Raw genomic sequence first — 13,061 nt, forward strand, 5'->3', positions numbered from 1 at the left:
GATCGATGAGTACGATTGCCGCCGAACGCGCGCCGTCGCGCGCCCGCAGCTGGTTCGCCGAGCCGAAGCACTGGGCCGGGCAGGCCGGGCTGTGGACGTTTACCGCCGCGCTGATCGCCATCCACCAGGGCAAGGTGCTGACGCTCGCATTCCCGGTGCTGGCCATCGGGGTCGGCATCTGGCTGTATTTCAAGAGCCCGGCGCGCTATGTCGGCTTCATGTGGTGGGTGTGGTTCCTGAGCCCGGAAGTGCGGCGCCTGGCCGACTGGTCGAAGGGCGCGTTCACGCCGACGAGTCTGATCCAGGTCGCGCCGCTCGCGGTGACGATGATCGCCAGCTTCGGGCTGGTCAGGCATTACCGCGTGCTCGCGCAGCGGCGCGGCATTCCGGTGCTGCTGATCCTGTTCGGGCTCGTGTATGCGTACCTGGTCGGGATCGTGTCGAGCGGCGTGATGGCCGCGACCTACGATCTCGCGAACTGGCTGTACCCGATCCTGATCGGCTTTCACATCATGGTGAACGCGCGCAACTATCCGGAGTACCGCGACGTGCTGCTGTCCACCTTCATGTGGGGCATGCTCGTGATGGGCGTGTACGGCGTCGTGCAGTATTTCGTGATGCCGCAGTGGGACGTGCTGTGGATGGTCGGCTCGCAGATGGGCTCGCAGGGCGAGCCGGTGCCGTACGGCGTGCGGGTGTTCAGCACGATGAATTCGTCCGGGCCGTTCGCGTTCGCGATGATGGGCGCGCTGGTGTTCGTGCTGGTCGCGCCGCAGAAGATCCGCTGGTTCGCGGGCGCGGCCGGCTTCGTGTCGTTCGCGCTGTGTCTCGTGCGCTCGACCTGGGGCGGCTGGGTGATCGCGCTCGCGATCCAGCTCGTGCAATCGAGCAACCGCGTGCGGATGCGGATCCTGATCAGCGGCGTCGTGCTGGTCGGGCTGTGCGTGCCGCTCTTGACCGTCGGGCCGGTGGCCGACCGGCTCGGCCAGCGCCTGCAGTCGATCACGAACCTGAAGGACGACCGCAGCTACGACGACCGCAACAAGTTCTACGCGACCTTCGCGCAGACGGCGTTCACCGACGTCGCCGGCGAAGGGATGGGCGCGACCGGCGCGTCCACCAAGCTGTCGAGCGACAGCGGCGAGCTCGGCAAGTACGGCAGCTTCGACAGCGGCGTGATGAACGTGCCGTTCGTGCTCGGCTGGCCCGGCACGCTGCTGTATCTCGCCGGCGTCGTGATGCTGTTCGGCCGCACGCTGCGCGCGGCGTTCAAGCTGCGCAAGGACAAGTTCGTCGGCGCGTGCCTGAGCCTGTGCCTGTCGACCTTCGCGATGCTCGTGTTCACGAACTCGCTGATCGGCACCGGCGGCCTGCTGATGTTCACAGCCATTTTTTCGATACTTGCCGCGGCGCACTGGCAGAAGGCGCAACGCCTGCTGGCCGCCGCGCGTTCACGGGGAGGCGACCATTGAGAATCGCGATCGTCACGCACGTCGTGCGACATAACGACGGGCAGGGCCGCGTCAATTACGAAATCGCGCGCGCGGCGCTGGCCGAAAACTACGAGGTCACGCTGGTCGCGTCGCATGTCGCGCCCGAGCTGCTGGCCGACCCGCGCGTGCGCTGGGTGCCGGTGAAGGTCGGCGGCTTCTGGCCGTCGAATCTCGTCAAGCAGCAGGTGTTCGCGCTGAAAAGCGCGGCGTGGCTGCGCGCGCACCGCGGCGAATACGACGTGCTGCACGTGAACGGCTTCATTTCGTGGATCAAGGCCGACGTGAATACCGCGCACTTCGTGCACGGCGGCTGGTTCAAGAGTCCGTACTATCCGTTCGGGCCCACCAAGGGGCTGTGGTCGGCCTATCAGTACGTCTATACGCGCGTGAATACCGTGCTCGAGCGCTGGGCATACAAGCGCTCGCGCGCGATCACCGCCGTGTCGCAGAAGGTGGCCGACGAGATCGCCGGGCTCGGCATCGACAGCCGCAAGATCAGCGTGATCTACAACGGCGTCGACGCCAGCGCGTTCGCTGGCGCGCAGGCCGACCGTGCGGCGTTCAAGCTGCCGGACGATGCGTTCCTGCTGCTGTTCGTCGGCGACCTGCGCACGCCGCGCAAGAACCTCGGCACCGTGCTGAAGGCGCTGACGAAGCTGCCCGCGAACGTGCATCTGGCGGTGGCCGGCTACTTGCCCGGCAGCCCGTATCCGGAAGAAGCGCGCGCGCTCGGTATCGATGCGCGCGTGCATTTCCTCGGGCTCGTGAAGAACATGCCGATGCTGATGCGCTCGGTCGACGCATATGTCTTTCCGTCGCGCTACGAAGCGATGAGCCTGTCGCTGCTGGAGGCGATGGCGGCCGGGCTGCCGGTCGTCACCGCGCGCACGGCGGGCGGCGCGGAAATCATTACGCGCGAATGCGGGATCGTGCTGGAGGATCCGGACGATCCGGCCGCGCTCGCGCAGGCGATCGGCTCGCTCGCGGCGTCGCGCGACACCTGTCGCGCGATGGGCGACGCGGCCCGCGAACTGATGACCCGTTTCGGCTGGGCGCATATGGGCGCCCAGTACGTCGCGCTTTACCGGCGCATCGGCCAACCCTCGCAGCCGTCCGCCTTCGAGCGGGTCGAGCATGCAATCACGCAGGAGCAACCGTGATGTCCCAATCTTCCCGGCCGATCAAATCGTTGCAGATCGGCATGCACTGGTTCCCCGAACGCGCGGGCGGCCTCGACCGGATGTACTACTCGCTCGTCGGCGCGCTGCCCGGCGCGGGCGTCGAGGTGCGCGGGCTCGTCGCCGGCTCGCCGAAGGTCGCCGACGACACGGGCGGGGCGATCCAGGGCTTCGGGCCCGCGTCGCAGCCGCTCGCGCGCCGGATGCTCGCCGCGCGGCGCGCGCTGCGCGACGAGATCCGCAGCGACCGGCCGGACGTGATTTCGTCGCACTTCGCGCTGTACACGTTCCCGGGCCTCGACGTGACGCGCGGGATCCCGCAGGTGTCGCATTTCCAGGGGCCGTGGGCCGACGAAAGCCAGGTCGAGGGTGCCGCGACGCTCGGGCAGCGCGCGAAGCGCTATCTCGAGCAGGCCGTCTATACGCGCTCGTCGCGGCTGATCGTGCTGTCGCAGGCGTTCGGCCAGATCCTGACGAACCGCTACGGGATCGATCCGTCGCGCGTGCGCGTGATTCCCGGCTGCGTCGATACCGCGCAGTTCGACACGCCGCTCACGCCCGCCGAGGCGCGGCACAAGCTGCAACTGCCGCAGGACCGGCCGATCGTGCTGGCCGTGCGCCGGCTCGTGCGGCGCATGGGGCTGGAGGACCTGATCGACGCGATCGGCCTCGTCAAGCGCCGTCACCCGGACGTACTGCTGCTGATCGCCGGCAAGGGCAAGATCGGCGAGGAGTTGCAGCAGCGCATCGACGCAGCCGGGCTGCAGGACAACGTGAAGCTGCTCGGCTTCGTGCCCGACCACCATCTCGCGGCGCTGTACCGCGCGGCGACGGTCAGCGTCGTGCCGACGGTCGCGCTCGAGGGCTTCGGCTTGATCACCGTCGAATCGCTGGCGTCCGGCACGCCGGTGCTGGTCACGCCGGTCGGCGGGCTGCCGGAGGCAGTCGCCGGCTTGTCGAACGATCTTGTGCTGCCGTCGACGGGCGCGGACGCGATCGCCGAAGGGCTCGGCGGCGTGCTGTCGGGCGCGATCGCGCTGCCCGACGAGGCCGCGTGCAAGCGCTATGCGCGCGATCATTTCGACAACGCGGTGATCGCGCGACGCGTGGCCGGCGTCTACGAAGAGGCGATTCAGGCGGCAGGCTGAACCCCGCGGCGCGCCCCTCGCGCGCCGCACCGAAACCCGGACCGGCGCGCATGCGTGGCCGGTTCGCGTGCCGGCCGCCCGTCGAGGGCGGGCCGGCTTTTCCCGTTCGATCCGCATGGCCGGCGCGCATCACGCGCGCCGCAGCGTCGCGCCCCATACGCCGAGCGCGGCCACGCTCACCCCCGCGCCGAGCACGCAGACGCCCGTCCATCCGGCGCGCGCATACATCATCGTCGCCGCGATCGCGCCGAGCCCGCTGCCGGCCGAATAGAACAGCATGTAGCAGCCGACGAGGCGCGCATGCGCGTCGGGCCGCGCGCCGAGAATCATGCTTTGATTGACGACGTGCACGGCCTGTCCGCCGACGTCGAGCAGCACGATGCCGACGATCAGCAGCGCAATCGACGTATTGCCGAATGCGAGCGGCAGCCACGAGCACGCGAGCAGCGCGAGTGCGGCGCCGGTCGTCGCTTCGCCGCGCCCGCGATCCGCGAGCCGGCCCGCGCGGGCGGCGGCCGCCGCACCCAGCGCACCGACGAGGCCGAATGCACCGATCTGCGTGTGCGACATCGCGTGCGGCGGCGCGCTCAGCGGCAGCACGAGCGCGCTCCAGAAGATGCTGAACGCCGCGAACATCAGCAGCGCGATCGCGCCGCGCACGCGCAGCACGCGTTCGTCGCGCAGCAGCGACACCATCGAGCGCAGCAGCGCCGCGTAACCGATGCGCTCGCGCGGTTCGTGCGTATCGGGCAGCAGTCGCGACAGCACGACCAGCATCGCGATCGCGAGCCCGCCCGACACGAGATAGACCGCCCGCCACCCCGCGATGTCGGTGACGACGCCCGCCAGCGAGCGCGCGGCCAGCAGCCCGACCACGACGCCGCCCTGCGCGGCGCCCACGACGCGCCCGCGTTCGCCTGCGCCGGCGAGAGCGGCCGAGCAGGCGATCAGCCCTTGCGTCATCGCGGTGCCGAGCAGCCCGACCGCGACCATCCCGGCCAGCAGCGCGACACGGGTCGACGCCGCGGCCACGCCGATGCAGGCCGCGGTCAGCAGCAGAAGCTGCACGGCGATCAGGCGCTTGCGGTTCAGCAGGTCGCCGAGCGGCACGACGAACAGCAGCGCGAGCGCGCAGCCGAGCTGCGTCGCGGTGATGACGCCGCCGACGGCGGCCTGCGACATGCCGAAATCCCGCGCGATCGAATCGAGCAGCGGCTGCGCGTAGTAGACGTTCGCGACGCTCGCCGCGCAGCACACGGCCAGCAGCGCGACGCGCGCCGACGACAGGCGGCCGCCCTCGGCCGGATGGATCGCACCGGTGGGCGCGTTCGATGCAACGGTGCCGGAATGGCAGGACGATTCCATGGTTTCCTCACGCAATGTAGTTGCAATTTGAAACTGGTTTGGAGTGTAGGGAAACTGGTTTTAAAATGCAACATGTTGGGTGACGGGCCAGGAGCCCGTGCACGGATGGCCGGCATGCCCGAAGGCGGCCGGCACGATTGCGGAGAGGAAGATGGCCAGGCAGAAAAGTCTTGCGGATTCGCCGTGCCCGGTGGCGCGCGCGACCGATATCGTCGGCGATCGCTGGGCGCTGCTGATCGTGCGCGATGCGTTCGACGGCGTGCGCCGCTTCGGCGATTTCCGCGCGAGCCTCGGCGTCGCGAGCAACATCCTGTCGGACCGGCTGAAGATGCTGGTGGACGCGGGCGTATTCGACGTCGTGCCGGCGTCCGACGGCACCGCGTATCAGGAGTACGTGCTGACCAAAAAGGGCGAGGGGCTGTTTCCGGTCATCGTGATGCTGCGGCAGTGGGGTGAGGCCCACCTGTTCGCGCGCGGCGAGCCACATTCGGTGCTGGTCGATCGCGGCACCGGGCGTGCGATTCGCAAGCTCGCGCTGCGGCACGACGACGGCCGGCCCGTGAAGGCGGCCGACACGGTCGTCAGGAAGATCGACGACGAGGCCGGCGCGGCACGACGGTGAGCGTCATGTGTGATGGTTGAGCCGTCGAAGGGCATTCGGCGCGGAAGCACGAGCGCGACCCGGCCGGCTACGCGAGTCGAGACAGCGGGGTGCGTGAAACTGGAGGTGACGAGCGGCGACCATCGGCTCGATGCGCACCGCTTTTACGCGCGGCACGGCTTCACGCGGGACGGACAGCGGCTGTCGAAGCTCGTCCGTCCGTGACGCCACGGCGCGAGCGAGCGCCGCATCCGTTATCGCGGGAAAACCGGCGCCGCTTGGCCGTTCAATGCCGTTCGCCGCGCCAGCGTCCGGGTGCCACGCCGAAGCGCTTCGTGAACGCATGCGTGAACGTGCTTTGATCCGCGAAGCCGACGCTGCCCGCGATATCGACGAGCGAATGGCGGCCGTCGGCGAGCAGCACGACCGCTGCGTCGAGCCGCAGCCGCTGCAGGTAGCGATGCGGTGTTTCGCCGAACGCATCGACGAACAATTGATGAAATCGGCGCATCCCGTAGCCGCAGTGCGCAGCGAGATCGGCGATGCGCAGCGGGTCGGCGAGCCGCGCGCGCAGCCAGCGGTCGATGCGCGCGAAATCGAGGCCCGACGCGGGCGCGGCGATGCCTGCATCGTCGAGCAGCGCGTCGCACAGGCGCGCGGCGGCCTGCCACTGGAAACGGTGCGCGGCAGCCTGCCGTGCGTCGCCGGCAGGCGCATCGTGTTGCACGGCCGCCGCCGCGACCTGCGCGACGAGCGACGTGAGCGCCGGGTCGATCGACACGGCGCGGGCATGGTCGAACAGCCGCTGCGGTACCGCGAGCGACGCGGCGGGCAGGTCGATCACGAGCTGGCGATTGTCGCCGAGGCCCGCGTAGTCGTGGCGCGCGCCGGCCGGAATCAGCCAGGCCGCGTGCCGGTCGATGCGCCGGCCGATTCCGTCCACCGCCATCACCATCGCGCCATCGACGCCGAGCACGACCTGGTGGAAGTCGTGCACGTCCGACGCTTCGCACGTGTCGTAGCGGCGCAGCGCGATGGCGGGGGAGGCGATGCGTTCCATCGGAAGGAACCGGCCGGAGGCGCGGTCAGACGTCGAGCAGTTCGACTTCGAACACGAGCGTCGCATTCGGCGGAATCACGCCGCCTGCGCCGCGCGGGCCGTAGCCGAGTTGCGGCGGGATCGTCAGGCGACGCACGCCGCCGACCTTCATGCCCTGCACGCCTTCGTCCCAGCCCTTGATGACCATGCCGCCGCCGAGTACGAACGCGAACGGGTCGTTGCGATCCTTGCTCGAATCGAATTTCTGACCGTCGGTCAGCCAGCCCGTGTAGTGGACGCTGACGGTCTTGCCGGCTTGCGCTTCCGCGCCGGTGCCTTCGGTCAGGTCTTCGTACTTGAGGCCCGATTCGGTCGTGATGACGGACATGATTTCTCCTGAAAGAGAGGTTGCGTAAAACCGCTATTGTAGGCGAGCGCGCAGCGGGCCGGCGCGTGTGGATTTCGCGCTGCCGTACGCGTGTCGGCAAGCGTGGCGGGGCGCTGCGCGCAGGATCGGCCGAAACGCAATTGGAACGCGCGTTTGAATTTTTCGCGAGCCGCGGGGCCGAGGCTGCACCACGGCAGTGCGCTACGCGTATGAATCGACGCAACCGGCACGAATTGCCGCATGTTGAGCGACCGTTGCCGGATGCGGCGAAAGGCCTGCCGCATGAGGCTTGCGGGCCGATAGCAGGGCGCTGCGCCGCACCCGATATCCCGCCCGTCCACGCGCCCGCGCGTTCGAATCGCAATTCGTCCGGGCGCCTTGGGAACGCCGTTTTTTCCGCCTTTCCGACCGTGCCCTGTTTGGAAGCGCGCATCTACCGCGCGGCTTGCGTGCGTCGGCGCGCGCGGCCTATCTTTACATCTGTCGATGTCAGGATTTTGGCGGCGCGCGACGCGTCGCCCGGGCTTGCGCCGGCCGCGTCGGACGATGCGCCGGGCCGCTCCGCAACAGGAGAACGATGAACATGAAGTCAGCCGCTTCCGCCACCGCAGCCGGGATCATGCCGGTGCGCCGCGACCTGCGCTTCGACCTGCCGGTCGAACGCGCGAAGGACTGGCATGGCCTCGGGTCGCATGTGACCCATTTCTTCAACGCGCTGTCGCTGCTGTTTCCGGCCGGCGAGCGCTTCTTCATGGATTCGGTGCGCCACTACCGCGACCGGATCGACGATCCCGTGCTGAAGCAGCAGGTGCTGGGCTTCATTGGCCAGGAGGCGATGCACACGCGCGAGCACGTCGAATACAACGAGCTGATGCAGGCGAACCGGCTGCCCGCGCGCAAGCTCGACCGGCGCGTGTGGGCGGTGCTCGGCTACATGAAGCGCAAGCTGCCGCATTCGGTGCAGCTCGCGCACACGGTGGCGGCCGAGCACTACACGGCGATGCTCGCCGACTGGCTGCTGCGCGACCCGACGCGCCTCGACGGTTCGGTCGAAGGCTACCGGCAGATGTGGATCTGGCACGCGCTGGAGGAAACCGAGCACAAGGCCGTGTCGTTCGACGTGTGGAATGCCGCGATGAAGCCGGGGCTGCGCCGTTACCTGATCCGCGTCGGCGTGTATCTGCTGACGACGCTGACGTTCTGGCCGACCGTGTTCCTGATGCATGCGACGCTGCTGTGGCGCGATCGCGGCGCCGGCCATCACGTGCGCGGCATGCTGCGGATGATCGCGTTCCTGTACGGGCCGCGCCGCGGGCTGTTCCCGTGCATCGCCGGCGAATGGCTGAGCTTTTTCCGGCCGGGCTTCCACCCGTGGGATCACGACAATCACCACCATCTCGCGCGGGTCGACGCACTGGCCGCCGCCTACGGCGAACATGGCGGCACGCGGGCCGGCCGCGGCCGCGCGAACGCACCGGCGCCGCTCGCGTCGGGCCGCTGACCTGGCCCCGCCGCGCGGCGGGATGCCGTGCATGTTGCGTTCGTGCATCAATCGGCTTCTTCCGACGATTGACGAAAATTAACCGGCACCGGTCGAGCGGGCGCCCGCATGCCCGGCCGACCGGTTGCGCGCGCATGCGCCGGCGCGCCGATCGTGCGTGCGCCGCGTCGCACGCAATCGCCGCGCGCCAGCACCGGCGTGGCTTTGCGCGCGCGGCGCCGGTCCCGTCCGGTCGCCCGCGGCGCCCGCCACCGGGATAATACCCATCTAGCCGCAGGCCGGCCGCATCGATATACCGTTCATGACGATGTCGACCTCCGGCGCGATTCATGCGCAGGGGGATTTTATTCGGACGGAAATGCGGCCAATATGTCGGTTCGATCGTGTCCGTCGGACGCGGCGGTGAGCCGGCGCGCGATACCAACGCCAAGCGGGGAACAACGATGGTTGCAAGGTCACCCGACGCAAACGGGCACGCGGCGCCCGAGATGACGGACGTGTCCGTCACCGCTCCCGAGGCCGGCCGCAAGCTGTTCGCGATCATGCGCACGCCCGACGAGCCGTTGCTGGCACAACTGCGGGGGCTCGGCTGGGAGATCGCGGTCGCGAAGACGGCCGGCGCCGCGCAGAACATGACCTCCGGCGTGAGCGTGGCTGCCGGGCTGGTCGATTTCACCGGGTTCACGTCGCGCGACTATCCCGCGCTGAAGATGTGTCTGAGCCAGCCGGCGATCGGCTGGATTTCCATCGCGCAGGCCGGCATCACGATCGGCCCCGCCGTGCGCGAAATGATTCGCAGCTATTGTTTCGATTACGTGACGCTGCCGCTGCCGTACGAATGGATTTCGCACGTGCTCGGTCATGCGCGCGGGATGGCCGCGCTCGATCGCGTCGACGGCGCCGCCTATGCGGCGTCGATCGGCGAACACGGGATGATCGGCAACTGCGAGGCGATGCAGCAGCTGTTCAGCACGATCCGCAAGGTCGCGAAGACCGACGCGAGCGTGTTCATCTCGGGCGAGTCGGGCACCGGCAAGGAACTGACGGCGCTCGCGATTCACGAGCGCTCCAGCCGCGGCAAGGGGCCGTTCGTCGCGATCAATTGCGGTGCGATTCCGCATCACCTGCTGCAGTCCGAGCTGTTCGGCTATGAACGCGGTGCATTCACCGGCGCGAACCAGCGGCGCGCGGGCCGGATCGAATCGGCGAACGGCGGCACGCTGTTTCTCGACGAGATCGGCGACATGCCGGTCGAAAGCCAGGCGAGCCTGCTGCGCTTCCTGCAGGAAGGCAAGATCGAGCGGCTCGGCGGACAGGAATCGATCGCGGTCGACGTGCGGATCATCTCGGCCACGCACGTCGATCTCGACGGCGCGGTGGAGGCCGGGCGCTTCCGCGCGGATCTCTATCACCGGCTGTGCGTGCTGCGCATCCACGAGCCGCCGCTGCGCGCACGCGGCAAGGACATCGACATCCTTGCCCACTACGTGCTGCAGAAATTCAAGGCCGACAGCGGCCGCAAGATCAGCGGCTTCACGTCGGCCGCGCTCGACGCGATGCGGCGCTACGAGTGGCCCGGCAACGTGCGCGAACTGATCAACCGCGTGCGGCGCGCGATCGTGATGGCCGAGAGCCGGCTGCTGACGCCGCACGATCTCGGGCTCGACACGCCCGGCGAAACCGAACCGGTGACGCTCGAACAGGCGCGGGCGCTGGCCGAGCGCACCGCAATCGAGAACGCGCTGCTGCGCAACGACCACCGGATCAACAAGGCCGCCGCCGAACTCGGCATTTCACGCGTGACGCTCTACCGGATGATGATCGAGCACGGGCTGAACGATCGCGACAACAACGGCGGGCACGACGGCGCGCCGTCGGACGACGCGGGGCATCAGCGGGTCGGCTGAGCGGCGCGCGAACCGGCTCAGCGATAGGTCCACAGCCGGTGCAGCACGAACGTGACGGGCGGCACGCACAGCACGACCGCGACGACGCTCCACGCGCGGGCAAGCCCGAGCGCGTCGGTGCCGTGCGCAAGCAGCATCGTCACGGCCAGGCCGGCCGTCGCAACCGCGAGAAAGCGCACGAAGTTGCCCCACGTCATCGGCGACGAAAAACTCCACAACGTGTTGGCGAGATACGAGAACGCGGTCGAGCAGACGAACGCGGTTGCGTTCGCGACGACGGGCGTCGCGTCGAACAGCGCGAACATCGCGGCGGCGATCAGCGCATGCAGCGCGGTCGAGCCCAGGCCCGTCACGCCGAAGCGGATCAACCTGGCGCGCTCGGCGGCATGGAAGGTACGGATCATCGTGGGCGGTCGCTCGGGCGGCGTGAGGTCGCGTGAAGCGGTGTCGCAGTATAGCCATGCGCTCGGCCGCCGCGCCCAGCGTCCAGCCGCGACGGGCGGTGCGCATCGCCGCCGCCGGCATGTAAAGCGCATGAAACATTTCGCGTCGGCGGCCGGGCGAATTTCCGCGGCGAACCGGGGCCGATCGGCCAGCCCGCCGCCGGTAAAAATTCCGTGCTCATTGTTCAGCCTTATTCCGCAACGCCCCGCCGTGACACGGCCGGCGCGTGCCGCGGCCCCGATGTTTCAGTTTCGTAACTTCCGGCATGCCGCGCCCGTTCCGGCCGCGAGCCGGCCCGGTCACCGCCTTGTCCGGCCGGGCTCGCGCAGCGCTGGCCCGGTCCTTGCGGAGAAGGGCGTGCGAGAGTCGACGACGCGAGGTCCGTCCGGTCAGGCAGCGAAAGCCTTCAGTACCGGCCAGGATGCAGTCCGCGGGGATGCGGCGGCCGAGCGCGGTGCAGCAGCCGCGTCACGGCGAGCACGGAGCGTCGTCGCCTGATCGCCGGGGCATCGGCATCGTCCGGTTGCCGGAACAAACATCAGACAGCAAACGGGGTAGAAAAATGATCGATCGTCACACGCCGCGGTCCGCAGGCCGCGATCGCCGTGATCCGGGGCATCGCCGCTCGAACGTCGCGCTTGCGGCCGACCGGCATGCCTCGACAGGCCATCTCTCCGCGCCCGGTGCGAGGCGGATCCGGCTGGTTGCCGGTCATCCGCGCCGGGTCGGCACTTTTCTGCACCCGAACCCGGTCCGCATGGGCATGTGCACACGGGCGCCGGTGCCGCGACGCCCGATCTTCGCCTATTGACTCGAGCAGTACGACGGCCGTTGGCGTTGCCCATCGTTGCCGCGAACGGTTGGTTTGTAATCCGAACGATGATCGAAGCGTCGTGCCGCGGGCTTCGCGCGACGCAACACGACAAGCATTCGATGCAACGGCGAACCGCTCGATGCCGTTGCCATCCGGTTGAAGGGGAGGGGCGGTCGGACGCGCGCGGCGGAAGCAGCAATCCGTACGCGCGCGACGCCGTTTTTTCAACCGCCGTAGATGTCGAAGTCGAAGTACTTCGACGCGAGCCGCTTGTAGGTGCCGTCCTTGACCATGTCGGCGATCGCGCGGTCGATCTTTGCCTTCAGGTCGGTGTCCTCCTGGCGCAAGCCGATGCCGGCGCCGATGCCGAGCACCTTTTCGTCGACGAGTTCGGGCCCGACGAACGTGTAGTTCGCGCCGCGCGGCGATTTCAGGAACCCGATCGCGGCCTGCACTTCATCCTGGAGCGCCGCATCGAGGCGGCCGGCGATCAGGTCGGCATACACGCCGTCCTGGTTCTGGTACGACACGACGTTCGCGCCTTGTTTGCCCCAGTACGCCTTCGCATACGTCTCCTGCGTCGTGCCCTGCTCGACGCCGATCGATTTGCCCTTCAGCGATTCGGCGGTCGGCAGCAGCGACGAGCCCTTCTTCACGACGAGCCGCGTCGGCTGGTTGTAGATCTTCGTCGTGAAGCCGATCTGTTGCGCGCGCTGCGGCGTGATCGACATCGACGACAGCACCGCGTCGAACTTCTTCGCCTTCAGCGCCGGAATCATCCCGTCGAAATCGTTCTCGAGCCACACGCATTTCGCCTTCAGGCGCGCGCAGATCTCGTTGCCGAGGTCGATGTCGAAGCCGACGAGCTTGCCGTCGGGCGCCTTCGACTCGAACGGCGCGTAGCTGGCGTCGGTGCCGAAGCGGATCGTGGTCCAGTCCTTCGCGACGGCGGGGCCTGCGGATACCGCGAGCAGGGCGATCGAAACAGCGGCAATCAGTCTCTTCATGGTGCGTTCCTTGGCGGGGTGCATCCGGTTTCTGTGCGACACGGTCTCCACGGACACGATTCGCGCCGTGACGCAGTGTCCGCACGGCCATTAACGCAGAAAATAAAATTAGAGTCCAGAATGGACAAAAAATATCGATTTGTCGGAGGGGCGTGCACGATCGATGGGTGCGACCC

Annotated in this window: 12 protein-coding genes; 7 read left to right on the forward strand and 5 right to left on the reverse strand. The window is 68.4% G+C overall.

Going from position 1 to position 13,061, the window contains the following annotated elements; genetic code table 11:
- Positions 1-5: 5 nt before the first annotated feature.
- The 3 genes from HWX03_RS01770 to HWX03_RS01780 are packed head-to-tail and all read left to right on the forward strand — an operon-like array spanning position 6 to position 3,819.
- On the forward strand, positions 6-1,472 hold the full coding sequence (locus HWX03_RS01770; RefSeq protein WP_175870031.1) for a glucose-6-phosphate isomerase: 1,467 nt from the start codon (positions 6-8) through the stop codon (positions 1,470-1,472).
- Positions 1,469-2,653: a glycosyltransferase family 4 protein gene (locus HWX03_RS01775; protein ID WP_175870032.1), complete on the forward strand. Its 1,185-nt coding sequence runs from the start codon at positions 1,469-1,471 to the stop codon at positions 2,651-2,653. Before HWX03_RS01770 ends, HWX03_RS01775 begins: the two co-directional genes overlap by 4 nt.
- The gene (locus HWX03_RS01780) at positions 2,653-3,819 is read left to right on the forward strand and encodes a glycosyltransferase family 4 protein (RefSeq protein ID WP_174433274.1); all 1,167 of its coding nucleotides are present in this window, start codon (positions 2,653-2,655) and stop codon (positions 3,817-3,819) included. The genes HWX03_RS01775 and HWX03_RS01780 overlap by 1 nt, the downstream gene beginning before the upstream one ends.
- 129 nt (positions 3,820-3,948) lie before the next feature.
- On the opposite strand, the gene HWX03_RS01785 is transcribed toward HWX03_RS01780, so the two are convergent.
- Positions 3,949-5,184 carry an MFS transporter gene (locus tag HWX03_RS01785; RefSeq protein ID WP_175870033.1) on the reverse strand — a complete coding sequence of 412 codons (1,236 nt, stop codon included), beginning with the start codon at positions 5,182-5,184 and terminating at the stop codon, positions 3,949-3,951.
- A 151-nt stretch (positions 5,185-5,335) separates the two neighbouring features.
- Here HWX03_RS01785 and HWX03_RS01790 point away from each other — a divergent pair, with 151 nt between their 5' ends.
- Positions 5,336-5,806: a helix-turn-helix domain-containing protein gene (locus HWX03_RS01790; protein ID WP_175870034.1), complete on the forward strand. Its 471-nt coding sequence runs from the start codon at positions 5,336-5,338 to the stop codon at positions 5,804-5,806.
- Positions 5,807-6,071: 265 nt separating this feature from the next.
- Here HWX03_RS01790 and HWX03_RS01800 read toward each other — a convergent pair whose 3' ends face one another.
- Together HWX03_RS01800 and HWX03_RS01805 are read right to left on the reverse strand one after the other, a co-directional pair.
- The gene (locus HWX03_RS01800) at positions 6,072-6,845 is read right to left on the reverse strand and encodes an AraC family transcriptional regulator (protein ID WP_174433277.1); all 774 of its coding nucleotides are present in this window, start codon (positions 6,843-6,845) and stop codon (positions 6,072-6,074) included.
- A gap of 25 nt (positions 6,846-6,870) precedes the next feature.
- On the reverse strand, positions 6,871-7,212 hold the full coding sequence (locus tag HWX03_RS01805; protein ID WP_006479474.1) for an FKBP-type peptidyl-prolyl cis-trans isomerase: 342 nt from the start codon (positions 7,210-7,212) through the stop codon (positions 6,871-6,873).
- 583 nt (positions 7,213-7,795) lie between these two features.
- Here HWX03_RS01805 and HWX03_RS01810 point away from each other — a divergent pair.
- Together HWX03_RS01810 and HWX03_RS01815 are read left to right on the forward strand one after the other, a co-directional pair.
- The gene (locus HWX03_RS01810) at positions 7,796-8,713 is read left to right on the forward strand and encodes a metal-dependent hydrolase (protein WP_175819122.1); all 918 of its coding nucleotides are present in this window, start codon (positions 7,796-7,798) and stop codon (positions 8,711-8,713) included.
- Positions 8,714-9,156: 443 nt separating this feature from the next.
- Complete coding sequence (locus HWX03_RS01815; RefSeq protein ID WP_175820657.1) at positions 9,157-10,620, forward strand: sigma-54 dependent transcriptional regulator; 1,464 nt, start codon at positions 9,157-9,159, stop codon at positions 10,618-10,620.
- Positions 10,621-10,637: 17 nt separating this feature from the next.
- Here the strand turns inward: HWX03_RS01815 and HWX03_RS01820 are convergent, their stop codons facing one another.
- Positions 10,638-11,024 (reverse strand): GtrA family protein, encoded by a 387-nt coding sequence (locus HWX03_RS01820; protein WP_175870035.1) that lies wholly within the window; start codon positions 11,022-11,024, stop codon positions 10,638-10,640.
- A gap of 602 nt (positions 11,025-11,626) precedes the next feature.
- On the opposite strand from HWX03_RS01820, the gene HWX03_RS01825 reads away from it, so the two are divergent.
- Complete coding sequence (locus tag HWX03_RS01825; RefSeq protein ID WP_175870036.1) at positions 11,627-11,875, forward strand: hypothetical protein; 249 nt, start codon at positions 11,627-11,629, stop codon at positions 11,873-11,875.
- Between the two features lie 227 nt (positions 11,876-12,102).
- Here the strand turns inward: HWX03_RS01825 and HWX03_RS01830 are convergent, their stop codons facing one another.
- The gene (locus HWX03_RS01830) at positions 12,103-12,885 is read right to left on the reverse strand and encodes an ABC transporter substrate-binding protein (protein ID WP_050017967.1); all 783 of its coding nucleotides are present in this window, start codon (positions 12,883-12,885) and stop codon (positions 12,103-12,105) included.
- Positions 12,886-13,061 lie beyond the last annotated feature (176 nt).

Origin of the sequence: Burkholderia sp. BCC0397, assembly GCF_902832865.1 — a bacterium.
Lineage (GTDB): Bacteria > Pseudomonadota > Gammaproteobacteria > Burkholderiales > Burkholderiaceae > Burkholderia.